This window comes from Gilliamella sp. HK2, assembly GCF_001690265.1.
In the GTDB taxonomy this organism is placed as follows: domain Bacteria; phylum Pseudomonadota; class Gammaproteobacteria; order Enterobacterales; family Orbaceae; genus Gilliamella; species Gilliamella apicola_C.
Map to the genome: position 1 here is coordinate 54,258 of NZ_LZGV01000084.1, position 26,559 is coordinate 80,816.

At 36.4% G+C, this 26,559-nt stretch carries 20 protein-coding genes; 7 read left to right on the forward strand and 13 right to left on the reverse strand.

The window, feature by feature from the left end:
* Positions 1 to 844 precede the first annotated feature (844 nt).
* Positions 845 to 1,468: a type VI secretion system-associated protein TagO gene (locus A9G45_RS08600; RefSeq protein ID WP_065567171.1), complete on the forward strand. Its 624-nt coding sequence runs from the start codon at positions 845 to 847 to the stop codon at positions 1,466 to 1,468.
* A 386-nt stretch (positions 1,469 to 1,854) separates the two neighbouring features.
* Here the strand turns inward: A9G45_RS08600 and pepB are convergent, their stop codons facing one another.
* Entirely contained in the window at positions 1,855 to 3,153 is a 1,299-nt protein-coding gene (gene pepB, locus A9G45_RS08605; protein ID WP_065567172.1) for an aminopeptidase PepB, read from the reverse strand.
* A gap of 83 nt (positions 3,154 to 3,236) precedes the next feature.
* Between pepB and A9G45_RS08610 the strand changes: the two genes are divergently transcribed.
* Both A9G45_RS08610 and A9G45_RS08615 read left to right on the forward strand, forming a co-directional pair.
* The gene (locus A9G45_RS08610; RefSeq protein ID WP_065567173.1) at positions 3,237 to 4,010 is read left to right on the forward strand and encodes a tyrosine-protein phosphatase; all 774 of its coding nucleotides are present in this window, start codon (positions 3,237 to 3,239) and stop codon (positions 4,008 to 4,010) included.
* Between the two features lie 32 nt (positions 4,011 to 4,042).
* The gene (locus A9G45_RS08615) at positions 4,043 to 4,942 is read left to right on the forward strand and encodes a hypothetical protein (RefSeq protein WP_141673646.1); all 900 of its coding nucleotides are present in this window, start codon (positions 4,043 to 4,045) and stop codon (positions 4,940 to 4,942) included.
* Positions 4,943 to 5,624: 682 nt separating this feature from the next.
* On the opposite strand, the gene A9G45_RS08620 is transcribed toward A9G45_RS08615, so the two are convergent.
* Entirely contained in the window at positions 5,625 to 6,242 is a 618-nt protein-coding gene (locus A9G45_RS08620) for a 4'-phosphopantetheinyl transferase family protein (protein ID WP_065567174.1), read from the reverse strand.
* Positions 6,243 to 6,340: 98 nt separating this feature from the next.
* Here A9G45_RS08620 and metC point away from each other — a divergent pair, with 98 nt between their 5' ends.
* The 4 genes from metC to A9G45_RS08640 all read left to right on the forward strand — a co-directional run bounded on the left by metC (position 6,341) and on the right by A9G45_RS08640 (position 10,809).
* Positions 6,341 to 7,558, forward strand: coding sequence for a cystathionine beta-lyase (gene metC / locus A9G45_RS08625; protein WP_065567175.1), 1,218 nt, complete (start codon positions 6,341 to 6,343; stop codon positions 7,556 to 7,558).
* 55 nt (positions 7,559 to 7,613) lie between these two features.
* Complete coding sequence (gene tilS, locus A9G45_RS08630; protein ID WP_176701625.1) at positions 7,614 to 8,906, forward strand: tRNA lysidine(34) synthetase TilS; 1,293 nt, start codon at positions 7,614 to 7,616, stop codon at positions 8,904 to 8,906.
* 151 nt (positions 8,907 to 9,057) lie between these two features.
* Positions 9,058 to 9,369 carry a hypothetical protein gene (locus tag A9G45_RS08635; protein WP_065572390.1) on the forward strand — a complete coding sequence of 104 codons (312 nt, stop codon included), beginning with the start codon at positions 9,058 to 9,060 and terminating at the stop codon, positions 9,367 to 9,369.
* A 39-nt stretch (positions 9,370 to 9,408) separates the two neighbouring features.
* The gene (locus A9G45_RS08640) at positions 9,409 to 10,809 is read left to right on the forward strand and encodes an FAD-binding oxidoreductase (RefSeq protein WP_141673647.1); all 1,401 of its coding nucleotides are present in this window, start codon (positions 9,409 to 9,411) and stop codon (positions 10,807 to 10,809) included.
* A 164-nt stretch (positions 10,810 to 10,973) separates the two neighbouring features.
* Here the strand turns inward: A9G45_RS08640 and A9G45_RS08645 are convergent, their stop codons facing one another.
* From A9G45_RS08645 to A9G45_RS08695, 11 genes are all read right to left on the reverse strand, one after another.
* Positions 10,974 to 13,160: a heavy metal translocating P-type ATPase gene (locus A9G45_RS08645; RefSeq protein ID WP_065567177.1), complete on the reverse strand. Its 2,187-nt coding sequence runs from the start codon at positions 13,158 to 13,160 to the stop codon at positions 10,974 to 10,976.
* A gap of 129 nt (positions 13,161 to 13,289) precedes the next feature.
* The gene (gene suhB / locus A9G45_RS08650) at positions 13,290 to 14,093 is read right to left on the reverse strand and encodes an inositol-1-monophosphatase (protein WP_065567178.1); all 804 of its coding nucleotides are present in this window, start codon (positions 14,091 to 14,093) and stop codon (positions 13,290 to 13,292) included.
* A gap of 155 nt (positions 14,094 to 14,248) precedes the next feature.
* Complete coding sequence (gene tssE, locus A9G45_RS08655) at positions 14,249 to 14,683, reverse strand: type VI secretion system baseplate subunit TssE (protein ID WP_065567179.1); 435 nt, start codon at positions 14,681 to 14,683, stop codon at positions 14,249 to 14,251.
* Positions 14,684 to 15,199 (reverse strand): type VI secretion system lipoprotein TssJ, encoded by a 516-nt coding sequence (gene tssJ, locus A9G45_RS08660; RefSeq protein WP_065567180.1) that lies wholly within the window; start codon positions 15,197 to 15,199, stop codon positions 14,684 to 14,686.
* Between the two features lie 20 nt (positions 15,200 to 15,219).
* On the reverse strand, positions 15,220 to 16,266 hold the full coding sequence (gene tssG / locus A9G45_RS08665; RefSeq protein ID WP_065567181.1) for a type VI secretion system baseplate subunit TssG: 1,047 nt from the start codon (positions 16,264 to 16,266) through the stop codon (positions 15,220 to 15,222).
* Positions 16,230 to 17,993 carry a type VI secretion system baseplate subunit TssF gene (gene tssF / locus A9G45_RS08670; protein WP_065567182.1) on the reverse strand — a complete coding sequence of 588 codons (1,764 nt, stop codon included), beginning with the start codon at positions 17,991 to 17,993 and terminating at the stop codon, positions 16,230 to 16,232. The genes tssG and tssF overlap by 37 nt, the downstream gene beginning before the upstream one ends.
* Before the next feature lie 57 nt (positions 17,994 to 18,050).
* Positions 18,051 to 19,661, reverse strand: coding sequence for a type VI secretion system protein TssA (gene tssA, locus A9G45_RS08675; protein ID WP_065567183.1), 1,611 nt, complete (start codon positions 19,659 to 19,661; stop codon positions 18,051 to 18,053).
* 33 nt (positions 19,662 to 19,694) lie between these two features.
* Positions 19,695 to 23,024, reverse strand: a complete 3,330-nt coding sequence (locus A9G45_RS08680) for an ImcF-related family protein (RefSeq protein ID WP_065567184.1) — start codon at positions 23,022 to 23,024, stop codon at positions 19,695 to 19,697.
* Complete coding sequence (locus tag A9G45_RS08685; RefSeq protein ID WP_065567185.1) at positions 23,025 to 24,158, reverse strand: hypothetical protein; 1,134 nt, start codon at positions 24,156 to 24,158, stop codon at positions 23,025 to 23,027. It lies immediately after the preceding gene.
* 5 nt (positions 24,159 to 24,163) lie between these two features.
* The gene (locus A9G45_RS08690; protein WP_065567186.1) at positions 24,164 to 24,430 is read right to left on the reverse strand and encodes a PAAR domain-containing protein; all 267 of its coding nucleotides are present in this window, start codon (positions 24,428 to 24,430) and stop codon (positions 24,164 to 24,166) included.
* Between the two features lie 1,439 nt (positions 24,431 to 25,869).
* Positions 25,870 to 26,559 (reverse strand): DUF6708 domain-containing protein (locus tag A9G45_RS08695; protein WP_218057080.1); only part of this gene is annotated, 690 nt, incomplete at its 5' end.

The following is a 26,559-nucleotide window of genomic DNA, read 5'->3' on the forward strand; positions in this document are numbered from 1 at the left end:
ACATTAATACTTGTTCAAGAAGTAAAAAGCCACTTTTACACTTAATACCATTCAGTTAAGCTTTTTTAATAGAATCTGGTAACGTTTTTTAGAACAACGAATGCTGCGCCTTTTTGGGCGCTTTCTTTTATCAGGAAAATATAACGTTTTCTTGCATACAGCAGAATCATTCAATATGACAAAGAAAACCATTCTATGACCAGATTATGGCGATATGAAATAGAAGGTTAGCTCACGTTTACTGGTTTTGTTAGGATTAAGTTATCCTCCTCATTTATCCCGTGTTGATTTACCTATTCCTAAATGGTTAGCGATTTCAGCTAATGAAAGAAGCACATTAGATAAAGCATAACTCACCCCATGCTGTTTTAATCCTGTACTAAATTTTTTGTGCCATACTGTGTTCTCCTATGATTGTTAGCTATATCATAGATGCGGTATTTGTCCATTTTTATTCTATAATCACTGTGGAATTATAACCGTGTATCGGGGATATTGTGAGTTAAAACTTCATTTTAAGGCTAAGCGTAAAAAACGTATACCACCATGAAGCTTTGAAAAGCTACCGGCTACTAATAAATAAAGTAAATGTTGGTCAATGAATTTTATGAGTGGCAATAGTTGTATCCATATATCCTGATAGCGACTGTTTAGAATTACCAAAATAAAATTACTCACGCATGAATAAAAAAATCCAACTATATTTAGTCGGCTTAATTTCAATGCTAAAAACATACAATATAGATATATTGGATTTATATAATTTTATAAAGCTATACATTATCGTTGATTTAGTGAGAAATATGCACTAATATTTACTTCATTTAAGTTATCGGATTTTATTATGAAAAAAACTTTATTTATTTTATCTATATTCCCTTTTTTAGCATTAGCTAATGATTCGCTTGATAAAAAAATTGACACATGCAAATCTATGACTGATAGCAAGCAAAGACTCTCTTGTTATGATTCTCTTTTTGAAAGAAAAGTTGAGGTAAAATCTGATGAAAACAATATGGGTAAATGGGTTGTTACAGAAGATGTATCACCAATAGACGATAGCAAGACTGTAATGCTAACTCTTGATGCAGATACGCCAATACAAGTGAGATACGGTGAAAAAACTCCTTACCTAGTTATACGCTGCAAAGAGAAGATAACTGAAATGTATATTGGGTTTGATACTTTCTTGGGTTCTAACACAATTTATCCAACGACAAGAATTGATTCAGAGAAAGCCGTTTCAAATATGAAATGGTCAATTGCAACCAACCATAGCTCTATGTTTTATCATGGTTCTAATAATAAAACATCTGTAAAAATCACTGATTTTCTGAAAAATCTACAAACAAAAAACAAATATTTTGTGCAAGTAACACCGTACAGCGAAAATCCTGTCAATACCACATTTACTATAACTGGGCTTGATGAAGCTATAAAACCTTTAAGAGCCGCTTGCGGTTGGTAGAAGCTCTGAAAGGGCTTCTAATATTAACGCTGAGCAATTAGAGTTTTGTAATTATGTTTAACGATACTTAAAATCTGATTTGATTTATCTCGTTATACTTTTAGTTATGTGCAAGATTTCGCATTCTATGACTTTTTTATCTTAATTTAACATATAGTTATAATATCTTGATTAAAAAGCACCTTTAAAAACTTAACACTGATCAGTTAAAAAACTCCTGCGCATACAAGAAAATGTTAAACGTTATATTTTGGCCTGACAAAATATAACGCCCCAAAAAGGGGCTTTCGTTGTTCTAAAATCCGTTACTCTATCCGATTAAAAAAGCTTAACTGAATGGTGTTACTTTCACAGTGGCTTTTTTAGCTTTCTGATAAATTTAGAGATTATTTAAGGTGACTAAGCAAATTAGCAACCGTCCTAATCCCAACTCCTGTTGCCCCTGCAGCCCATAAGGCGGTGGCGCTTTTACGGAATGTTGCTGAACAATCGATATGTAGCCAATTTTTCTGATAATTTTCAATGAAATGTGATAAAAAGGCCGCAGCGGTACTGGCTCCTGCGGTATTAGGCAATCCTGAGTTTGCCATATCGGCAAACGATGATGGGAATTGAGAACGGTGAAATTCTGCTAATGGTAATCGCCAAAATGCTTCATTTTCAATATGGCTACTAGCTAACAATTGGTTAGCAAAGTTATCATCAAATGTAAGTAATGATTGATAATCATTACCCACCGCAATTTTTGCCGCACCTGTAAGGGTTGCGCAGTCAATAATATAATGTGGTTTGTCATTATCGGCACAAATTAAACCATCAGCTAACACAAGTCGTCCTTCAGCATCGGTGTTATTAACTTCTACTGTTTTACCGTTACGGTAATGAATAATATCGCCTAATTTAAATGCATTACCGCTCACTAAATTATCGGCACAACACAAATAAAGCTTGATACGCTGATTTAACCCTCTTGCAATCGCCAAGGCTAAAGCACCCGTTACTAGCGCTGCGCCTCCCATATCAGCACGCATTGATTCCATAAAGCTACTTGGTTTTAAGCTATAACCACCAGAATCAAAGGTAATACCTTTACCCACTAAACAAGCAACAATTGGCGCTTTAGGGTTTTTAGTCGGATTATAATCAAGTTCAAGAAAAGCGGCAGGCCTATCCGATCCCTTACCTACCGTATAGATCCCCATATAATTGTGTTCTTTTAAAGCTTCGCCTGAAATAATTCTATGATCAACATCAGACGAGTAAGTACTAATTAACTTAGCTGCTCTTACCGCTAACTCAACAGGGCTTAATGTCTCGGCTTGCTCATTAACAATATCCCGACACCAATCAATAATCTCTAAGCGATGTTCCAATTCTTGTTCGTCTTTAGTATCAAGTTTTGGCCCAATTACTTCAGCGCTTTTTTTAGCATTACGATAACCTAACCAAAAATGCCAACAAGCTTCAAGATCCCAATCTTCGCCAACTAACTTAACTGAATTGATTTCTTGGCTATCTAGCTTTCGCCCTGCACGTTGAATCATATCCAAACGACGTTCAGCTTTATAGTGAATAGTAATAGTATTATCTGAGAAGCTCAGCAGTGCGTCTTTTCCCCACTGGGTTGGAGCCTGTTGATTAGAAAGCAAAATTGATAACATTGACATAGTAAGTACCTTAATCATTTATGAAGCGGAAACAATGGATTAATTCTAATCAGAAACATGTTAATATAGCAAGTAAAGTTAAGCATAAATAAGGATTAGTCATGAATTGTATTGTACCAATAAAAAATGGAATTAATTTTCGCGATTTAGGCGGTATTAAAACAATCGACGGTCGCCAAATTCGCTCTGGCATGTTATACCGTTCAGGTGCCTTCTCACTTATTACACCAGAAGAGCAAAATTTTTTATGTGATGAATTAAATCTGCATTATATTTTGGACTATCGCGATAATGACGAAATTACACGGAATCCCGATAAATTATGGCAAAATACTCAGTATATTAATGTACCAGCCAATCCATTGAATGATACAGTTACCGCTAGCTTAACCAGTGATCTAAACAATACTCAAAAAACACTCAAGAAAAATGCGCCATTTGATTTTATGATTAGGCTTTATCAGCTACTACCATTTAATAATGTTGCATACCAAAAACTTTCATCTATCTTACTCAGCTCACAAGGAAAACCTTTAGTACAACACTGTGCTGTTGGCAAAGATCGTACTGGTGTTGGTGTAGCATTAACACTATTTGCTTTAGGAGTGAGTGAAGAAACTATCATGCAAGATTATTTATTAACAGAACAACTATTAGCAGACTATCGAGAATACCTATTAAGCCAATATCAAAATAAACTTACCACTGAAGAGTTCGAAAACCGCAAATTAATCTTTGCAGCCAAAGAAGAATATTTAACAGCAGCCTTTGACGCCATAAAACAACGTTATAACACTATCGACAATTGGCTGGCACAAGAATACCAATTGGATAATAACAATAAAAAAATCTTACAAGATATATATCTAATTTAAAAGATAAACAAATACTAAATAAAGAAAATGTTATGAGAAAAATAAAGATCTTTTTTAGCTTATGTGTACTTTTTAGCATGCATTTAGTTTATGCTAAAACCGTACAAAGCCTTGGGGAAGTACCAAATGCCATTCAATATTCAGAAGGTAAGCAATTTTTTGCAGAGCAAGTACAAGGTTTAGAATCAATTAACGAGTTCGGGGCTTTACCAGATGATATAGATAAAATCGCTTACCTAAATTGGATTGCTCCTGAAGAAGATTTATCATTAGTCACGCTTGTTGGCGCTAAAGCTTGGGGTGACGATAATACTTATGTAGGTATGGCTTGTTTTGCTAGAAATAAAAAAGGTGCTAAATCTGCCCAAAAATACCAAGATACAACGTGTTCAGAGGATTCTGATTTATGGCAAGCCAAAAAATTTTATCTTGGTGTATTTAAATGGCAAAACAATATTTTTACTCCTATTGCTCGTAGCGGGTTAATTGAACAACCAGTTTCTTGGGAAAATAGCAATCTAGGCAGCCCAGCGATTTACGAAGATGGTCCTGTACCGCCACAGTCGTACAAGGAATTTGATTTGGCAAATTATCGCATAGCACCAGATACATTAGTATTTGGAGTGAGAGCTCATTTTATGGAAACTTATTCAGGCGGAGGTGCTTTTTTTCAAGCATTGCAATTATTCATGATTAAAGGGGAAAAGATTATAAATATATTTTCTGAGCCAATGTATTTTTATAAAGATACAGCTGGTGCATGGCATAAAGATCGTACTCGTGAACATACGATCAGCGAGGAAAAAAACATTCTAATGTTACTTAAACACCAAACAGATGGTTATTATGATATCCGCGTTAAACAAGTAAACTCAACTTGGCATCAAGATTTTATTTGGTCTAAGGAGTTGCAACGTTATAAACCAAAATAAAATATAGTTAACTATTTGAAATTTATCGTTATAAATACCTGTGTAAAACTCACGGGACTATCAATACCTGTAAAAAGATATTCTCGGCAAGAAATTATGTTTAAACATTTAGATGTAAAAATCATTTTAATTAATGGTGCTAGATTGGCTGAATTAATGATTGATTACAATGTGGGCGTTCAACAAGACAGGTTTATGAAATGAAGCAAATTGATAGCGATTACTTTGAAGATGCAGATTAAAAACCCACTATCGTTATCTAACTTGAAATATTTTTCAATATTCTGGCGTAATATTGAAGCCTAAAATAGGCACAATAAAAACCTCAATAAAATCAATATGTTTTCTGACTGATTTTTTACCATGTCGATTTATTGTTCTTTCTGACACATAATAGCCCTATATGCCTGATATCGTGCACTAAGCTTAATACGACTAAACGTGCACCAAAATGGTTAGCGATTTTCAGTTAATGAAAGAGGGGCATGAGATAAGGCATAATCCCCCACCTATTGTTTAAGCTCTACTAAGTGTTTTGACTATAATGAGTTGTTCTATGATTGTTATTTATATCATAGAAGTGATATTTGTCCATTTTGGGGTAGCCCATCAAATAAAATTTAAGGTATAACCAATAATGATATCTATTTGCCATATTAACCACGTAGTAACGTTCTATCCTTTACGATTGCAATACCAATTGCTTAATCGGTGCATCACAATTAACAGAAAGATGAATATCGCCAATTTGTTGATACTGATAATAAAAGTCCTGTCCAAATGGGGCGTGAATTAACTGGTTTTCAATATCTACTTTTACCGATCTTATTTGCCAAACGCCTTTAGCATATAATTTCAGCGCAGATTCCTTTAATGTCCAAAGTTGCCAAAAGGCGGTTAATGTATCGCTTTGTTTTAGCATCCATTGATATTCTTCATCAGCAAAAAAATTTTTGGCGACATTTACATAATTGTGACGCGGCCGAGCAACTTCGATATCAAGCCCTACCTTGCCATTTAACGATATCGCAACCGCGACCCAATCTTGGCTATGGCTGATGTTAAAATCAGGAAGATGTGGCTCTAAAAAGCAGGGACGGCGATTATCACCAATGATCATCATCGGCAAATTAGCAATTTGACAATATTGTTTAAGTAAATTCGCTAAAATTGATCGACAAACTAAAAACTGTTTTTTCCGTGCACCATTTAATAATTGAGCATCATTAATGACTTGTGGTGACAGTAGTGAATAATTCACTTCTGCTGTATCTAAATGGGCAAGTTGGGCAATTAACATGTTGGATAAGCCAGTTTAAACAAAAATTATTTTTTACTATTTTAACAGCATGCTATGCTAACTGTTATCGAAATTTATCAGATCACTAAGGATGCGTCATGTCTTTACAAACAAAATTAGTTCATGCTGGTCGAAAAACTCTCTACACCCAAGGAGCGGTAAATTCTGTTATTCAGCGAGCTTCATCGCTGGTTTTTAACTCAATAGAAGCCAAAAAAGAAGCCACAGAAAATCGAGCAAAAGGGGCTCTATTCTATGGGCGCCGTGGCACATTAACCCATTTTGCCCTACAAGAAGCCATGACCGAAATTGAAGGCGGTGCAGGTTGCTACCTTTATCCTTGTGGGGCCGCAGCAATTGCTAATGCCATTTTAGCTTTTGTGAAAAATGGCGATCATATCCTTGTATCTGAAGCCAGTTATGAACCTACTCAAGAATTTTGTGAACATATATTAAAAGATTTTGGAGTAGAAACCGATTACTTTTCGCCACTAGTGGGGAGTGATATTATCAAATATATCAAATCCCATACTAAAGTTGTATTTTTAGAATCACCAAGCTCAATTACGATGGAAGTCCAAGATGTGCCAGCAATCGTTAAAGCCATTCGCAGTGTGAATCCTGAAATCGTCATTATGATGGACAACACTTGGGGAGCCGGCGTGTTATTCAAAGCGTTAGCGCACGGCGTTGATATCTCAATTCAAGCTGGCACTAAATATTTAATTGGTCACTCAGACGCCATGTTAGGTACCGCGGTTACCAACCAACGTTGTTGGGATAAGTTACGTGAACGATCTTATTTAATGGGGCAGATGTGTGATGCCGATACCGCCTATATGGCAACGCGTGGATTACGAACCCTAGCAATTAGGCTCAAGCAACATCACGAAAGCAGCTTAAAAGTGGCAAATTGGTTAGCCAATCATCCTAAAGTGGCAACCGTCAATCATCCAGCATTAGAAAATTGCAAAGGGCATGAATTTTTTAAACGCGATTTTAGTGGTGCCTGTGGTCTATTTTCATTTGTCCTTCAAGAACATTTAAGCGATGTCCAATTATCTGATTTTTTAGATAACATGACCCACTTTTCCATGGCTTATTCATGGGGCGGATTTGAATCATTAATTTTAGCTAATCAACCTGAAGATCTTGCCAAAATACGTCCAGTATCGGGGATTGATTTTAAAGGTACATTAATCCGATTACATATTGGTCTTGAGGATCCTGATGACTTAATTGCTGATCTTGCCGCAGGCCTAGATAGAATCGAACGACATAAAAATAAAGTGAATGCGTTACAAAGCTTGGTATAAATAAGCATAAATTAGTAGAAATGGATAGCAGATGAGCCATCAAAGCCAAACACAAATCAACAGCATGGTTGAACAAACTATTTTACCACACCTAAATGGCCGACAATCGCTACTCGTTGCCTTTAGTGGTGGCATCGATTCGACCGTATTAATGCAAGCATTAGTCAATTTAAAGCAACAGTTACCAAATCTACAACTTAGAGCAATTTATATTCATCATGGTTTAAGCGCAAACGCTGATAACTGGGCGGCACATTGTCAACAACAATGCCAAATTTGGCAAGTGCCATTAATTATTGAAAAAGTCAAACTTGATCGGCAAGCAGGCAATATTGAAGAACAAGCCAGAAATGCACGCTACCAAGCCATTTATCACCATTTACATCATAATGAAACCTTGTGCACCGCACAACATCTTGATGATCAGTGCGAAACCTTTTTTTTAGCGCTAAAACGTGGCAGTGGCCCAACTGGCTTATCTGCAATGCCGATTGAAAACGGAAACCATCTTCGACCACTACTAACCATTACACGTGCACAAATTGAAGCTTATGCTAAACATCATCAGCTTAACTGGATAGAAGATGAAAGTAACCAAGATGATCACTACGACCGCAATTTTTTACGCTTAAAGGTATTACCACACCTTAACCAACGTTGGCCACATTTTTCGCAAATGGTGGCTCGCAGCGCTGAATTATGCCAGCAACAAGAAGCATTAATTAATGAATTATTATTGGCTGATTTTAAACAAGCCACAACCGAGCAAGGGCAATTGTGTTTAACACCATTATTTGGCTATTCAGAATATAAACGTAAAGCCATTTTACGCATGTGGTTTCGATCGCAACAAATCAACATGCCAAGCCAACAGCAACTCACCTTAATTTGGCAAACCGTTGCTTTAGCTAAAGAAGATGCCAATCCCCAATTTATATTACATAACAAACAAATCCGTCGTTATCAAAACCAGCTTTATCTATTGCCATTATACCAAAACATTGAATCGCAAATACTTAATTGGGATTTAACGTTGCCGTTAACACTTCCTGATAATGTGGGGCAATTACAGGTGAATTATCAACCCCCTTTACTTTGCCGTTTACCCCGTGCAGATGAGCAAGTGACCGTTCGATTTCATGCTCAAGGGCAACTACAGATTGTTAATAGAAAAGGCTCAAGAGCGATAAAAAAGCTATGGCAAGAACATCATATTCCACCTTGGATGCGAACACGAATCCCAATGGTTTACTATAATGAACAGCTGATCTGTGCGGTGGGCGTTTTTGTCACAGAACAAGGAAAAGGCGCACAAATCGGTTTCAAACTCATCAATAATGGCTTATAGGTTTTATCGATAAAGTTTGATACGCAAAACAATAATATATTTAAAAGATTAGCTAAAATAATCATATTTGTTAAAGCCAATATAGCTTAGTTAAATAAATAACAGCAATTAAGGTTAATGTGATTATCTGCAAATATTAGGATTTATCATCATGATGCTTCTATCTGATTATCTAAAATCTACAGATATTGAATTAATCCATAGTAAGTTAAAAAAACCCGCCATGACAAGCTTAACGCACATTCTTAATAATAACTACACCGAATTAGAGCTTAATACGAAGCAAGATATCAAAACACTAACTTTTCAAGAAAGTCTAAGTGTAATTTTAACGGGAGATTATACTGAACCTGTTTTTCAAATGTGCTTAAAAATTTATAAAGATGAAATGTATCTTGGTTATTATCACTATTTGACAACATTAGACCTTACCTTTGTTGATGAATTCTTTGTAATCAGATAGAATCAATTATTTGATTATATATCAATTAGATATTAAATTATGATGAAAAAATTACATTTATTAAGCTGCTGTCTTTGCCTGTTACTACCATTAAAAACGCAAGCTGTTGTTGTCAATGATGTGACAGGCATGACACCAGTACAAGTCGCGGCTATTGTTCAGCCTGAATCCACCCAACAAGTTGCTGAACTGGTTAAAAATGCCTCGGGTCCAATCAGTATAGCTGGTGGCAAATACAGCATGGGTGGACAAACTGCAATAACAGGGGCAATCCAGATAGATACCAAAAAACTTAACCATGTGATTGATTTTAATCCTGAACAAAAACTTTTAACCATTGAATCAGGTGCCAACTGGCGCCAAGTACAAGAATTGATTGATCCTTACAACTTATCAGTGAAAATTATGCAAAGTTATGCCAATTTTAGCATTGGTGGATCACTCAGTGTTAATGTGCATGGTCGCTATATTGGGGAAGGCCCTATAATACTATCAGTAGAAAAATTCAAAATTGTACTGGCTGACGGCTCAATAGTCATCGCCAGCCCAAAAGAAAACTCAAATATATTTTATGGCGCAATTGGTGGTTATGGCGGTTTAGGAATTATTACTGAAGTCACATTGCAACTTGTTGATAATGTTAAAGTTAAGCGCATCAGCGAAGTCATGCCAATAACAAAATATTACTCGTATTTTACTCAACATATTCGTTCTGACAAAAGTGCAATATTCCACAACTCAGTAATGTATCCACCTGATTTTGAAACAGTCCGCGCCGTTACATTTAAACAAACTCAAGAGCCATTAACTATTTTAGACAGGTTAAAACCTAATACACAATACTCGCGGACTCAGGAACAAAAAATAAAAATCGTCACCTCATCAACTTTGGGCAAACAGTTGCGTAAATTATATGATGAAGTTGATTACACAAAACAACCTGTCATGTGGCGTAACTATGAAGCAAGCTACGATGTATCTAATTTAGAGCCTATTGCCAATAAAGACAAAAGTTACGCACTAGAAGAATATTTTATCCCAATAGAACGATTTGATGATTTTTACCCAGAACTCATTGCTATTTTGAAAAAACATCAAGCTAATGTCATCAATATTTCGATTCGTCATGCTAAGCCAGATAGTGGCTCGCTACTAGCATGGGCTAAAACTGAAGTGTTCGCTTTTGTTATTTATTATCAGCAAGCGACTGATGAAAACAGCAAAAAACAAGTAGGCATCTGGACTCGAGAACTCATAGACGCCGCACTAGCAAACAATGGTAGCTATTATTTACCCTATCAGTTGCATGCAACAGCTGAACAGTTTCAGCGTGCCTACCCACAAGCAGCACGTTTTTTTAAACTTAAAGCACAGTTAGACCCAAACAATAAATTCAGCAATATGATGTTAGATAAATATCACCCTAAAAAAGCTGAGTAAGCAACTGACAAAAGCAAAATAGCCTATTGCGGTATTGATGCTTAAACATAGACATAAGCTAAAATATTTTAACAACATTTATACGAATTTATTGAATTGATTAATGATAACGAATAATAAAGAAGGCCATTAGCCTCCTTATGCTACCACCAACTTTATACGATTTATTTTCCGCTCTTGGCCTTCCAACGTTTGAGTAACAATGCATTGGTAACCACACTCACACTACTTAACGCCATCGCTGCGCCAGCAATCATTGGGTTTAAATAACCTAGCGCCGCTAATGGAATACCAATCAAATTATAGACAAATGCCCAGAATAAATTCTGCCTGATTTTATTATAAGTTCGACGCGAAATATCAATCGCATCAGCGATTAAAAATAAATTGCCTCGCATCAGCGTAATACTTGCTGCATGCATTGCCACATCGGTGCCCGTTCCCATAGCAATACCGATATCGGCAGCAGCCAAAGCAGGCGCATCATTAATACCATCCCCGACCATAGCCACTTGATTATTGGCTTGTGTATAGCTTTCTTTCTGTAATTGATAGATATAATTTGCTTTGTCTTGAGGCAATACTTCAGCAATAACTCGATCAATAGCTAACTGATCGCCGACATAATTTGCTGCTTTCTGATTATCACCAGTTAACATTACCGTATTAACATGTAGTTGATGAAGCGCATCAATTGCACTTTTGGCTTCATCTTTAATCGTATCAGCAAAACCTAATACCGCCAAAATCACTACATTGCCTTCTAACTGTTGTTTAGCTAAAAATGAAACGGTATAACCTTTGTTAGTTAATTCGCTAATTTTATCATCCATATTCATAAAATAAGCGTTTAATGACTTCATCCAACGCAAACTTCCTAAATAATATTCGGTATTATCAAGGGTAGCCATTACACCTGAACCTGTTACTGAAGTCATATTTTGCGCATAACGAAACTGTCCTGCTTTACTTAAAATCGCCTTAGCTAGTGGATGCTCACTACCCGCTTGCAATGATGCAGCAATCGACAAAATTTGCTCGGGCGTCTCGCTGCTTATAATATCCATTTCGACTAATTCAGGTTTGCCCATGGTTAAAGTACCTGTTTTATCAAATGCGACCGTATTAATACTATGCAGTGTTTCTAATGCTTCGGCATCTTTAAATAAAATACCATGACGAGCAGCTACTCCAGTACCCACCATAATGGCTGTTGGCGTTGCCAGCCCTAAAGCACATGGGCAAGCAATCACTAACACCGCAACACAATAAAGTAATGCTTGTTGCCAATCATGCGATATTATTCCCCATGCCAATAACGTAATAAGTGCAATTAATAAAATCATCGGCACAAAAATCGCACTAATGCGATCAACAATGCGTTGAATCGGCGCTTTTTTTGCCTGAGCTGATTCAACCATTTCGATAATCTTCGATAGTGTTGAATCGGCCAGAATGGCGGTCGCTTTAACAATCAATAATCCTTCACCGTTAATCGTGCCACCAGTAACTACATCGTTAACCATTTTATTGACAGGCAAACTCTCACCAGTTAACATCGACTCATCGCTACTTGATTCACCTTCTATCACAATGCCATCAACCGCGATACGATCACCAGGTTTAACAATAACAATATCACCAACTTTAACTTGGCTTATTGGTAAACTTACTTCCTGATCACCTCGCCTAACTAAGGCGATATCCGGCCTTAAAGCACAAAGTGCTTCAATCGCTTGTGTGGTCTGATGTTTAGCGCTTGACTCTAGCCATTTTCCCACCAAAATTAAGGTGATAATCACCACTGAAGACTCAAAATAAAGATGTTCAGTATTTCCCGTTATAAATTGATAAACTGACAGCCCATACGCCGCACTAGTGCCGATAGCAACCAGTAAATCCATATTGCCTGACAACGCTTTAACCGCATTAAAAGCACTTCGATAAAATTTTGCCCCCAAACCAAATTGCACTATAGATGCAATAACCAATTGCAACCAAGCTGGCATCATCAAATTCAAACCAAACAAAGCTAATAACATAGGGAAGACAAAAGGAATGGCAAAAATAATAGCAATAATAATTGGGTATATAGATGATTGCCTTTTAGATTTTTTTTGCTTATCCGTTGATTCGGTAATTTCAACTGCATGATAACCGGCTTTATCCACTGCCGACATTAAGACTTCCAGCTTAACAGAAGCATTAGCATTAACCGTTGCTATTTCGGTAGCAAGGTTAACGCTAACATCAATCACACCATCTACTTTCTTGAGTGCCTTTTCAACGCGCCCAACGCAAGATGCACAGCTCATTTCTTCGACAATAAAATTGTATTGGACAGTTTTCATTCAAAGCATCCCCCACTTATTATTTATGTTGTTGGCAATCAGTATATACCCAAAATAAAAAAGGGGGCACGAAAATAAGCATAAAACAGCAGGGTAAGATTAACCCTGCCTTAGGAAAACAAAGAAAGGTTAATTACGAAGATTTTCTGGCCATTCGTTTTGGGTAGAAACCAATAAATCTTTAACAACACGAGGGTTACCCGCCACAATATTACCAGAAACCATATAGTTATTACCGCCAGCAAAATCAGTAACAACCCCACCAGCTTCGCGCAAAATAAGCTCACCGGCTGCGATATCCCACGGTTTTAAACCAATTTCAAAAAAACCATCTAAACGACCAGCAGCAACATAAGCAAGATCTAACGCAGCCGAGCCAGCACGGCGAAAATCACCGCATTTAACAAACAATTTTTGTAAAACAGTAAAATAGCTATCGCTGTATTGTTTCGCTTTAAATGGGAACGCAGTAGCAAGCACACTGCCCTCCAGATCCTTGGCATTACTAACACGAATACGATAACCATTAAGCTGAGCACCTTTACCACGAGCAGCGGTAAACAGCTCATTACTCATTGGGTTATAAACCACAGCAATTTCGGTTTTACCTTTAACTCGGGCAGCGATTGACACAGCAAAATGTGGAATATTTTTGATAAAATTAGTCGTACCATCAATTGGATCGATTATCCACTGCGAATCAGCATCATTCCCTTTCGCCAAACCACTTTCTTCAGCAATAATAGTATGATCAGGGTAAGCTTTTTTGATTGTCTCAATAATCAAAGCTTCAGCTGCACGATCAGCATTAGTAGCAAAATCATTAGTGCCTTTGGCTTCAATCTCGATTGAACTTGGGTTTTCATAAGCCTTAATGGCAACATTCCCTGCTTTACGAGCAGCACGGATAGCGATATTCAGCATCGGATGCATAGTTTTCTTCCAATTGATGATGTTAAAGAACGGGGGATGAATCAATATGATTATTGATCATCGTATTAAACCTTTATCCCGTTAGTATAAAGGTTTTACAGCATCTTTGCCAGCCTGTGTTTGTATTGATAGGTAAAATCCACACAAGCTAATCCTTAGGAGTATTTGTAATGGTGACCTTTTCGTGTATATTTTAGATGTGCTTTGCCATCAGGCATAAAATAGGTTCCATACTTAACTAGCCCTCCTTCTTTAAAATAACAAACAAGTTCATATCCAAGCACCATTGTATCATTACTTTCTTCAGCAATGTTAACCTCGATCGATGCAAGTCTTGGCTCATACTTTAACAATGCTTGTTCAATCGCTCTCATTAAAACATAAGCTGATGATGGTAAAGCCTGAAAGATTGTTGACATGTCAGGTAATCCATAGTCTGGCAAGTGCTTTATAGCACCAGCTCGGCTATTTAAAATACGTTCGATATTATCCATCACGCTGATAATTGTTTGTTCATTTTCAGCCACATCATCAACCGCTATACCTGATTGAAAATAACCATAAAGTTGGTCATACAACGATGCACCCATTTATTTTTCATCCACCAATTTGATTGTATATTGACTTGCTATTATTTCGCGTGGCTTTGTAATGTTTAAATCTCCTCGTTTTAAAACAAGTCGCCAATTATCTTCATTTAAGTTTGGCTCTTTATAAAGAGCTGCAATACCAACCGCTTTGGCCTTTTGATCAAATGAAACATCAATGGAACTAGCAGTATTTGGTTTTAATACAATTTCTTTACTTTCAATCATCGACTCTTTTAATGCATCACTATCTTGCTCAACTATTTCTTGATAAGAAACACTATTAAAAGCATCAGTTTCTTTTAATTGATAAATACGAATCACAACAGGTGAAGAGTGACCATCATCATCCATATTTAATTCAGATCTTGCTGTAATATCTAAATGTAATGTTCTCACATCCCATGTAAAAATAGAGTTACTTAAATCAGCAGCCTTTTCCGAGACTCTTTGTGCTATACCACAACCTGTTAGCCATATAGTTAATAAAATAGCAATCAATATATTCATTATTCTCATATTTATTTCCTTTCTTTATATTATGCTGCATAACTAATTCCAGAATAATACCCTAAATTTATAGCGACTTCATCTGGAACCGATTTAGCATTTACTGTTTTTTTATTAAATGATGCTGTTTGTCCTAATCGACTATTTTTAGATACCAATTGACTACGAGGTAAAAATTGGCGTTGAATATAGAGTGTCATTTTAGCATCAACTTGATAACCTAAATAAGCGCGTAACAAAGCCAACAGGTCGCGATATAGTTGCCCTCCAGGAAGTAAATCTGCAATTTGGTTTTCGTGTTGCGGCGTAATTGCGATATGAACGGTTTGATTGCACTCTTTAAAGCGAGATCCTAATATAGCACCACCATCTAAAGCTGCTCTTTGTCTCCCTTTGCTTCCTAGCCGAGCAGGATTATCAATTGATTGCCAGACAGGAAAAAACTCACTTACAACAACTTTTGCATCATTGACTAATACACGAACTAACCCGACTATTCCTTCTGCGGTGCGCGTTTTTTGTGTAATTAAACCTAATAATGCTAAAAAACGCGATGATGGGGTACCAACTTGTTCTGTTGCCCCTTTTATACCGAATCCTGTTAATCCAAGTAAAGATAGTGATATTGGATCTTTTCCACCATCTAAAAAGCTTGCTGGGTAATGATATTTCAACCAAATTCGATAAAACTGCGTTATTATACGATGGTTAAATATATCTAAAAAGTCTGTCATAGCTTGGTAATTTTCTTCACGACGAATAATATTATCAAGTAATCCTAGTGGTAATACTGCATCAACACCGTACAAACCTAAAAATCGAGTTCTAACTGTGGCTGGCCGATTAATATAAGGCGCTCTCTCTATATATTTAAGCTCACTTGCAGGAAAAGACATGTCTATTGATGGCGCAAAACGCAAAGGATCCGCAACTGGCGTTTCATGTTTACCCAACACCGGCCCATCTGCATAAATTTGTTCAATTAACTGACAAAAACGGTAAAAATTCAATTTTGGCAGTTGTTTTTCAAGCGCCTGCATTAAAGGGCTGTTTTCGATGCTTTGCTGTGGTGCCATACAATTTTATTTCCTGTAGGTAAAAGAATAATCACTAATTGTGTAAATAAGTTAACATCGGCATATAATGCAAAAAACTGGTGTAACAACTCACCAAAAAGCATCACATCACCTTCACCTGTAAACTGATAACTGTTAATTGTCACCTCAATTTCTATTCCTCGCTGTAACATCCCTTTTTCAATACGTTTAATCATTCGGTGGGATACTTCTACTATCCCCTCTAAACGCCGACGATTTAATTCGTTATCGGTCCAATCATACAAAGCAAGAGTCCCACGTAACACTTCGGCATTCATTAATGACAAATAATTAGGTGCTAAATGGGATAATACTCGCCAATAAAAACGATCTTCTGTTGGTGGATAGCAAGGTAATGTTGGAGAACATAAATTCTGTACTTTAGATATGCTGTTTTGAGAATAGCACAGCTCATGAATTCGAGCATTACGTAATGCTTTACGTGGTAACATACCGTTAGTACCCGTTACTCGTAATGATAACGTTTCGGCCTCAAGCTCCTCTTCTTTACCCCAAGTTTTGCCCCCCAAAATTAACCAAGTATCATGCAAACCTGATGCACCTTTACGAACTCGAGTATGATAATACCTTTCTGGTGCATCATGTCGTAACATACCACCCCGATGTTTAAAACTGGTAAAAGGCACATAATGGTAACGTCCATTACGAGTGATAGCTTCTACATGTTCGACAGAATGAATCTCAACATGCCCATCTTGGCGCAATAATGGGCGAAGCAGGTATTCACTTTCTAATTGGTTAACAATAATAGGATCGGCTTCCATCTCAAACAAATTAATGACAGGTACACAATGCAGACGAATATTACCATGGTCAAAAGGCATATCACTTGGCCAAGCTTGGTTAAGCAATAGTTCAATGTCTATGTAGTTACACTCTTTCGAGAGCTCACAAGCATTTAACCCATGCAAATCAACAAACATAAATTTTTCGCGAAAAGCAAAATACTCTAATAAAAGTTGATATCCAGCAAAAGCATTATCGGGTTTTAGCCACAATCGCTCATCTTCACCAAAACCAACAGGTGTTATTTTTCCTTGGAAATTTATACGCTCTCCCGGTCGATTTGCATAACGAAAATGTGTTGATGCAACTTGTTGGGTTAACATGTAATGTAATGTTGATGCAATTGGCCCATCAGCATTCAAATATAATCTTAGTTGAGATAAGTCAAGTTGTTCAAAATCGGCTAACGCACTAAAACTTAGGCGAAGCGTAATCATACTACGGCCATCATGATGGATGCCAAGTTTGGCTTGGCTGATGTTCATAGGTTGTAGCTTCACCGCTTGCGTCGTACGATATGGGCATCTTGTGCCCGTCGGGCCAAGCGGCTCTGTTTGCACTTGCAACCCCATCGGAATAACTTCAGGGCGAGATAAAGACTCATAATTTGGCGTCAACTCAATAATAGATAATGACGGAATCAGCCGTAAATAGTGAGGCCAAAGTAAGCTAACTAAGCTTTCGGTAAGTTCAGGTAAATCATCATCAATCTTCTGGCGTAATCGCCCCGTTAAAAAGGCAAAACCTTCAAATAATCGCTCTACATAAGGATCGCGATCACCAACTCGATCTAAATTAAGTTGGCTTGCTCTATCAGGATGAATTTTAGCAAACTCTTTTCCAGCTTCTCGCAAGTAGCGCATTTCAGATTCGTAATAACGTAAAATTAGATCATCCATTATTTATCTCTTTATTTTCATATTCGTTAGTTTGATTATTTTTTATAGTTTATAAAATTACATCACACTTAATGCTCTAGCTGGATCGAGTTCGGTTAGCTCTTGCTGTAACAACTCTCTTAACTCCAATAAATGTGGCTTTATTATCTCTTTGGATTTATTTTTTTGCTTAATTAAACGCAATAAACATCGCTTAACATCAAATAATAATTCCTGCTCCCATTGTAATAAAGTTAAAGACTGCTGTTGATTATTTAGCCCAATTAATAAGTTTAATGCAATATCTTGTTTACCAAGCTGTTCTGCCACTCTCGCCTGAGTATAGCGCAACAAATATCGTTGTTTAGGAGAGCGCAGTAATGGCAAATTTTGTAGCCAATAAAATGCTTTTTCTAAGTTTTCAGCATGAGCAAGCTCAAGAGCTTGTTTTTCAATTTCGTTCCAATCATTCTCGCCAGATACAGCTATAGGTACCATGCTGTCACCTTCATCTAAATGATGAATGCGAGCATTATTTGCAATCCAGTTTAATGTTTCATCGTCAGCAAATGGCATACCATTTTCAAAAAATAGGCGCTCAATACCATTTAGCCGTTCTAACATTAAACCAATGTCCGTTAAATAAATATCAGCCCATGATTGATAAGGCTCTCCCATTTTTTGTAGCGACATTACCGTTGCTCGTTGCAAGTCTAACCAGAAATGGTTAGCACTTTCCATAAAAGCCGCTTCAACACGCTCAAAAAGTTCTGTCCACTGTTGTTGAAGAATTAAACGGCTAATATGTTGTTTAAGTTCTGTTCTTGGTGCTGGTAATCGCGTTTTTCCTCTATGATCAGCGGGTGGCAAATCAATAACCGTATCCCACCTAAGCACTCGTAAAAAACGACCAGCAGCAAGGTACCCTTCTGGTTTTTCACGCAAAAAAGAGGCCATTTTACGCGCCTGATCGAGTACATCACGTTGAGAGCTGATCTTTATTTCGGTTATATTTTTAGCTGGTTCTTGCTGCGGAGAAGAAACTGGCGTAGCTGAAGCTGTATTTTCTACACTGGAAAGTTTAACCGATTGATTTATACCACTATTAAAAAAGTGAACTAATGCAGATAAGTTAGGAGGATCGATAGATTGATCAGGATTATCGCTAACAAATAACTTTTGGCAGCAATGATCAATTTGATTTAATGCAACAATAATACGCGTCAAACAATGCTCAGATAAAGGTTGCAAGTGAGTAAGCTGATCAATAAATTTTGCATTAGCAAGCCATTCTATCGCGTTTTTACGGATATTTTGCCGTGAAGGATAAATTGATGAGCCAAATTTATCTAATAATCCAGCTAATAGCTCAACACCATCAGCAAACCCCTCAGCACCATCTATATATAAACGAGCCAAACAATAATAAGTTACAACACGGATATCTTTACTATGTTGTTTTAATATTGTTTCACTTTCCGTAACAATCAGAGAGTAATCAATCCCTGATAATTTTGTGATCTCTTCTTTAATATTTTGAAACGTATCGTGATATGTTAGGTCTTCTCCTGTAGGCTTATCGGGCGTAATTGGTTGTAACCAATTATCCCAATGTTGATTTAATTCTACTTTCACTGACTCATTAGGAGCTTGTTGCCCCAAAAAACGGCTTAGTAATTGGCTAAACATAATAATAATCCAACATTTTATTTTAATTAATCGTTATTCAAATACCGTTTTCGGTAAAGTAAAATTACGCAACTTCAATAACGTTAATGGCCCACCACCTAACTGAGTACGTAAAATGAATTTTAACTTACGGTGATCAGGCGTTTTCCAAATAAGTTCATAGCGACTTGAATCTAACGGTTTAACAGATGCAGACTCAAGCAAACGAATCCATGCCCAATCACCGCCATGATATTGATAAAGTCGTAGTCCTGAGGTATCACTACTCCAGCTTAATTGTGAGTAAGATGAGTATCCATCACCAGGCCAATTGAAGCGCTTCCATGTAGGGGTTTGATTAAAATAATCTATTTTTTGTTTGTTAATCAACAATTCGGTCCGCGCAATTTTGTTACCACTACGTGGCATCAGATCAAATGACAAAGCCACATCCCCTGTTGCAAGTAATTCTGCCGATATTTCATTAAATAATTTTAATGTATCAAGAAATTTAGGCGAAAAGTTAAGGCCTTGAGCATTTACAGAGTTAACAACCCAGCTTCCCCCTTTCTTTTCTAATACGCCACTTAGTTCACTGGTAATAAAATTATCAATAAGGCCTGTATCGGCACGCAAAAAACGTGCAAGTTCAGCTAATGATGCCTCGTTACCACTATTTTTAAAAGGATAACGCCCTGCAAAAGATTTTTCCCATTGGCTAACAATATAATTTTGCCAAACCTCATTAAAGCTATTGGCTGCGGGTGCTAACACCACTTGCCAAGATTGTTCTAATGGTTGTTTAAATAGGCTATAACCAAATCCTGACCACTCTTCACCTAAATTAGCAGCAATTAAATTACCATAATCTCGTGTTTCGGTTAAATCAATTGAAGTACCTTTAAAAACACTTTTTGCTAATCCTTGCATCATGGCCTGAGGGTCGGCACTATTAGCTATATTTTGTAATTTTAAGCGAACTTGTGTAATACGTAATAAGTAAGTTTGTAAAGAAAGCCCATCGGTATTTTTACTATTAAGCAAGCTAGTAACCGGTGAAAATGTAGCAGTTAACGGCCCTGACGCTTCGTTATTTATCGGTAATCCTGTTTTTGATTTATTCCCAATCAGTTCTTGCGCTGAACGAATTAAGTTATCTGATAACCCGTCCCCCGAATACGCCACTTCAGACTGATATTTGACCACATTAATTAGAGCAATTAAAGGGGACTGCCGAGTATCAGCAAGTAAGGTAAGTTGTTCAATAACATCTGAAACATTATTAGATGAATGCCATTGTATCGTATTTAGAAAATATTGCCATGCAGCACCATACTCACTAAAATACCGATCGGTAAGTTGTTTTTTTAACGTATCAGGAGAAATCGAAGCAGTTAAATCGCTTTCTCCATCACTCAACACCCAGTCAATTTGTTCTTTGCGATATTTTGCCATTTCAGCAATTTCGCTTTTAATGGTGTCATCCCAAGCTTTGCGGGTATAAACGCCGGGTATTTCAACATCGGTTGAAAACAGCATTTGGCTGTCTAAGCCTTCAAGTAACTGATTCAAATTTTGATTTGCATAATGTTGGCTCGCTCGCTGAATCAATTCTTGATAAAGAGTATTAAGTGCATTTTGCACACCAATTTTATTAATTAAAATTTGCCTAACATCTTTAACTAAACGCGCATCATTATTTTGTGCCCAATTAGGGTGTAGGTTAAGCATTTGCCCCCAAAAGCGAACTAAGTCGGGCATCAACCTTTGCCAATCACCATCACTCACACCTTCTGGCGTACGCCATTTTTTTGTGGCAAATTCACTCAAATAAAGCCCATCGCTCTTATCTGGGCGACCCATCATTAAATAGGCTTTTAACACATCATATGCTGAATCGACCAATTTTTCCCTTCTAGAATCACCAGGCGGTAATTCGGTTAATAAAGTCAAATAGTCAGTCATGATATTATGAAGTGGCGTTGCAATATTACGTGAGTTAGTTGCACGATAGGTAAGCCACATTCTTTTAAGCACTTCATCATTATGATTTAAACCAAAACGATAAAATAAAGGAGCGCCTTTTTCTTGGCGATAAAGTAACTGTTCTAGATGTTGTTGTAACTGATGCTGTATCTGTAACCGTGAGGTATAATCTTTCTTAATCGAACCGTCCGCTTGCTTTACAAGCTCAAAACTATCATCAATGAGAGATGCATTTCGAAAATATGAAGTACATAGTGCTATACACATTATTCCCATAAATGAAATTACAGCATAACAGGACCAAATATCCCATTGTATCCCCATTCGCCGACCCATTTGTGCGTTGGCATCATCTCGAATAGATTGCCATGTCGGAGTCATTGCTAAGGAATGTTCAAAAATAGACGTTTCTTCATGGGTCTGTGATTGGTGAGGAGTAAAAAAAAGCCCACGAACATTCGGAGAATAAGGAAAGGAAATCAAAGAAGTCAAATAACGCTTAATATTAGAAATATCGCGCTTAACCAAGTCTTGGCTTAATTTGAGTAAAAACGAATAATTGGTATTATCTTTGATTTGTCTCACGCCTCGTTGGCTGCATTCTTGAGCTAATTGATTAAGAGATACAACAACCGGCTCCATTGCCTCTTGTTTTAATTCAGTAAAAAGCAAACCAACACTTTGTTCTATTCGCCCTTTTTGTGACCATTGGCTTTGTTGTCCTGCAACTAAATAAAGTGGCGCACACCATTTTAAAGCCTTATTGCGAGCTTGTAATTTTAGTACAGCCTTTTCGAGCAATAATTGTTGCCGGCGATTATTATCAAGGTACTGTTTAGGTGTAACCCAAACAACAGCATCTATTGGTTTAGTAAAAAATGGCAAAATACGCGAAAAATGCTTTTTTAAGGCTTGCAACCACGGTATATTTGGCTCATCTTGAATATCACCACCGTATACCATTAACGTATTATCGCACAACTGCCACTGATCTTTTGGTAAATTAGGTAACAAAAGCTCAACGTCGGAATGAAAACCTAATACTAAACATTTGCAAATTTTATAACGCCAAAATGGTCCTAAACGATATCTACACTGTTTTTTAATATCCAAAAATTCAGCAAATGGCTGTGGCTCTTTTGGTTTTTTATTTTTGACGGGATTGAGAGATTCACGCTTAGTTTTGTCTTTTGCCCACAATTTATAGCTATTTGTAATAAGAATAGGGGTTAGCAGTAAACCAAATAACAATAACATCCCTTGTATCCATAATTGAGATTTTTCTCTTACTGTTGCATAGCCAAACCAATCCCCCCAAAAAAAGAGCCCTAACGCTAACAATAGTGCAATCAATAATATAATAAAAATTAAGCCAATCCATTTCCATTTATTTTTCATTTACGACTCCCTATCTATTGTTGTCACAACTGAAAATAACCATTGATTATGGTTCATTGCAGCAATTAAATTATTTTGTTTTGTTTTAGTTACCATTTCACATGCCAATACCAATGAAAGCCAGTAAGATAGCTCAGTTTGATTACCAGCAATATTTTCTAAGTGATACATCAGTTCAGGAGATATATCCCATTCCGCCAACTGTTTAGCAACATTAACTTCTTGTTTTTTATCTAAATTAGAAAACCAAAGTTGTTTTACCTGATGAATTACTGATTGCATTTCAGCCATCTGCTGAATGCCTATCGGCATATCTTGAGTTATCATAGGTCGTAAAATTTCGTTTTTGCCAATATCAATAGCTAAATCTTGATAGTATTTTTTATCAGTAAATAAAAAAGCACATATGAAAGCAGAACCCGATGAGCCAGTATTATTGATAATGATTAATTGTATGGAGGATTGAGGGCTTTCTATCCGCTCAATTAACTTGTCAGTATCTACTTGACTCATAATCTGATAAGACATCGTATAAGGTTGTTTGATTTTTGCACTTTTATAAGCAACATCGATATCTTTTTCAGAAAGACCATATGCTTCAGGTGACGAGTAAACGATAATATTGATAGATTCTTTCGGAGAAAGTAAAGATAATACATCTCGCATTGAAAAAAATAAGCTTTCAACACATCCAGCCAGATCAAAATCATCATTAAAAATTAAAGGCTTATTTGCATGAGAAGTCAGATTTTGACTATTCTCCATAATATCGTCTATGCTGATTTTACTCGGTAAAGCATAAAAACTATTAAGAACAATTAATGATTGCATTGCCCACTCTTGCCAATTTTGTTCAATTTGTTTTTGCTCAAGTTGCCATATTTCATATTCTTCTTGCGCAAGACCATAAAGATAAAACCGAACACTAACAGCAATGCTTCCTATTGCTGCCGAAATAAATGCAATACTTAACCAAAACGTCCATTGCAAAAAAGAGTTTTTATCAGGCCACATTAATGCAAGCACAATGCCTGTAATGAGAATTAATAGGATAAAAAAGAATAACCATCTTCCAAGATGTAATGCTTTTGGTGCTTCTAGCGGATCAATAACAGTAGGTTTAGGCCAAGACATAATATTTATTCCATTACCGCTGAGCTAATTGTAGAAAGCACTTTACAGCCACATTCACATAAACATTGATCAATAACTACAGCTTTACCATCAAAAAGGCTCATTTTAGCCCCTTCGATAATTTTATTTATACCATGTCCCTTTTTAGGGCAACTTACAAGATCACCAATTAAAGCAACTGGTTTGCCTTCAATGATTGCCGTTGAAGATGCAGATATTACAGACCCACCATGTGTTGTTGGGTCACCTAATCGAACCACATTTTTTCCCATTGTTTTTATTCCTTAATTTTTTATGTTTGTTACTAACACGATTATTGATTTATATGTAACATGTTAGTTTTGACTGAATTATAACTTCATATGACAAATTTCTATACCATTGTTTTTCAAAAAATCAGCGCCTAGAACAGATAAAGCCAGATAGGTTGGCTATTTATGCCATGATCACATCTTTGCTTACCCTTCTATTTTATTTAATAATTTAAACACTCATATCTGTATAACACTTTTTCTATACATTCTTTTTAATAGTAAAAATTTGCATCATAATCATTTGATAAATATTTATTTACAGGTTAATTTTTACCAATTTTAATCTTTCTTTGGTAGCCTAATTTTCTAACTTTTTATTGGCCAATTGCCTTGCATTAATTCTTTACGTCTTCCCCGCTTAGGCCTTTAAATCTTTACGTGGGCATTTTTGTCTTTATTTTATAATTACCTTTTAATGTTATAAACATACCAATATAACCACCAATAGTAATGCTATAAGAAATCAATAAATCTAAAATATTGATTGCTTAAATTGATAATATCATGTACCTCATATGTGGATAAAAATAATACTCTCATAACAACAAGAATAAGCAAAAATGTTAATTACAAAAAGATTTAAAGCGTTCCATCAAATCACTTATTTTACCACTAGGCTCATATAAGCATATTAAAATTAACTATTTTATAATAGCTTATCATGATCATTTTGTTATTCAAAAATCACGTTAACGCCCTTCTCTGGATTGAAAAAGCAATTCCCTATCTAGCTTTGATAAATCATTCGATCTTTATATGTAATTTTTTATTCTAAGATTCACCTTTTAGTTGAATTATGGATATGGTACAACCAGAATAGTAATTTTGGGGGGATGCTACTACTACAAGCTGTTTATTTTTACTTTCCAATGCACTTTTAACCGCTAATGCGATTAACCGCCATCGACGCAATTCCTAGTACAACCAATTTAGCTATCAACTTAAAAAATACGCTTCAATTTAAAACCAATATGGTTTAAGTGAACCAATATTGCTTTGTTTTCATCTTTTGCTATTCCACTAGTCCAAAAAACATCATAATCGTTATCTGCATTACGCCCACAATAACGCGTTATCAAGAGTTGTTAGTATTAGCGTTTGCTCACGACAATAAATCTTAATTGATCATTTCCTAAAACCAGATAACGAATAATCAGTAATTGCCAATTCACTTTTTCTTTTAATTACATTTATCGTATATATTATAACGTTATAATATTTATTATGAAGTTAATATTTCACCAATGTTTTTCTACATATTGTACATAAGAATCGGTTATATGCATTAAAATGTCCCCTGAACTGCTGGATAAAAACGCACTTAGATCCTTGGTTAGCTCATTACATTGATCACGTTTGGCATCTTTACTCAAGCAGACTCGCTCTAACCTTACCAATTAATCTTCTGACTTCCCTTTTACTAGCTTTTCAGCTTGTTTTACCGTTTTTGTTTTTCTTTTTCGGCTAGCTTTTTTCTTGGGCCTTTTAAATTGACCATAATCGATAAGTTCGCCCGTTTCGTCATCAATTACGCCCCACTCTTGGCTACTATCTAAAATGGCCTTTTGTACATCGGGTGGGTAATCCGATAGAGTGGTTTCTTTAGGTAGCGGTTTTCCCAGTTTACCGGCTTGCCTAATCACTTTTGGCCAACGAGGTTGCCAACATAGGCATTCCGAAATAAAGTAACCCATAGTATAAAATGGTAATAAGATTAAAAAGACGGGGATTAACATTAAAATTATGATCACACTGGGGTTATTTTTTGCCAGATGAATCATCGGGCTAATATGCCCCTCAATACCGTGAAAAGGCATGGGTAAATGGGTGCTTAAGCGTGGTTTGGGCAGGTTTTGCGGACCGTCTTCCATATAACGACGAATAAATTCCCACTCGTCTTTATAATCTTGAGGATTATAAGTGTTTTTACCTACCCCTACGGACTGTGCAACGGGAAAGCCGGTTTTATAAGGGTGAAAGGAGAACACATTAACTAAGTTAGTACCACCCATATCCGAGCCAGTCTCGCCAAAATTAGAGGGTATAATATGTTCCCATTTAAACACCGCAGTGCCGCCACAATATTT

Excerpts from the sequence above, each read along its gene's own strand:
- A9G45_RS08600 (WP_065567171.1), top strand. The coding sequence starts at position 845 with ATGAAAAAAACTTTATTTATTTTATCTATATTCCCTTTTTTAGCATTA.
- pepB (WP_065567172.1), bottom strand. The coding sequence starts at position 3,153 with ATGATTAAGGTACTTACTATGTCAATGTTATCAATTTTGCTTTCTAAT.
- A9G45_RS08610 (WP_065567173.1), top strand. The coding sequence starts at position 3,237 with ATGAATTGTATTGTACCAATAAAAAATGGAATTAATTTTCGCGATTTA.
- A9G45_RS08615 (WP_141673646.1), top strand. The coding sequence starts at position 4,043 with ATGAGAAAAATAAAGATCTTTTTTAGCTTATGTGTACTTTTTAGCATG.
- A9G45_RS08620 (WP_065567174.1), bottom strand. The coding sequence starts at position 6,242 with ATGTTAATTGCCCAACTTGCCCATTTAGATACAGCAGAAGTGAATTAT.
- metC (WP_065567175.1), top strand. The coding sequence starts at position 6,341 with ATGTCTTTACAAACAAAATTAGTTCATGCTGGTCGAAAAACTCTCTAC.
- A9G45_RS08635 (WP_065572390.1), top strand. The coding sequence starts at position 9,058 with ATGATGCTTCTATCTGATTATCTAAAATCTACAGATATTGAATTAATC.
- A9G45_RS08640 (WP_141673647.1), top strand. The coding sequence starts at position 9,409 with ATGATGAAAAAATTACATTTATTAAGCTGCTGTCTTTGCCTGTTACTA.
- A9G45_RS08645 (WP_065567177.1), bottom strand. The coding sequence starts at position 13,160 with ATGAAAACTGTCCAATACAATTTTATTGTCGAAGAAATGAGCTGTGCA.
- suhB (WP_065567178.1), bottom strand. The coding sequence starts at position 14,093 with ATGCATCCGATGCTGAATATCGCTATCCGTGCTGCTCGTAAAGCAGGG.
- tssE (WP_065567179.1), bottom strand. The coding sequence starts at position 14,683 with ATGGGTGCATCGTTGTATGACCAACTTTATGGTTATTTTCAATCAGGT.
- tssJ (WP_065567180.1), bottom strand. The coding sequence starts at position 15,199 with ATGAGAATAATGAATATATTGATTGCTATTTTATTAACTATATGGCTA.
- tssG (WP_065567181.1), bottom strand. The coding sequence starts at position 16,266 with ATGGCACCACAGCAAAGCATCGAAAACAGCCCTTTAATGCAGGCGCTT.
- tssF (WP_065567182.1), bottom strand. The coding sequence starts at position 17,993 with ATGGATGATCTAATTTTACGTTATTACGAATCTGAAATGCGCTACTTG.
- tssA (WP_065567183.1), bottom strand. The coding sequence starts at position 19,661 with ATGTTTAGCCAATTACTAAGCCGTTTTTTGGGGCAACAAGCTCCTAAT.
- A9G45_RS08680 (WP_065567184.1), bottom strand. The coding sequence starts at position 23,024 with ATGAAAAATAAATGGAAATGGATTGGCTTAATTTTTATTATATTATTG.
- A9G45_RS08685 (WP_065567185.1), bottom strand. The coding sequence starts at position 24,158 with ATGTCTTGGCCTAAACCTACTGTTATTGATCCGCTAGAAGCACCAAAA.
- A9G45_RS08690 (WP_065567186.1), bottom strand. The coding sequence starts at position 24,430 with ATGGGAAAAAATGTGGTTCGATTAGGTGACCCAACAACACATGGTGGG.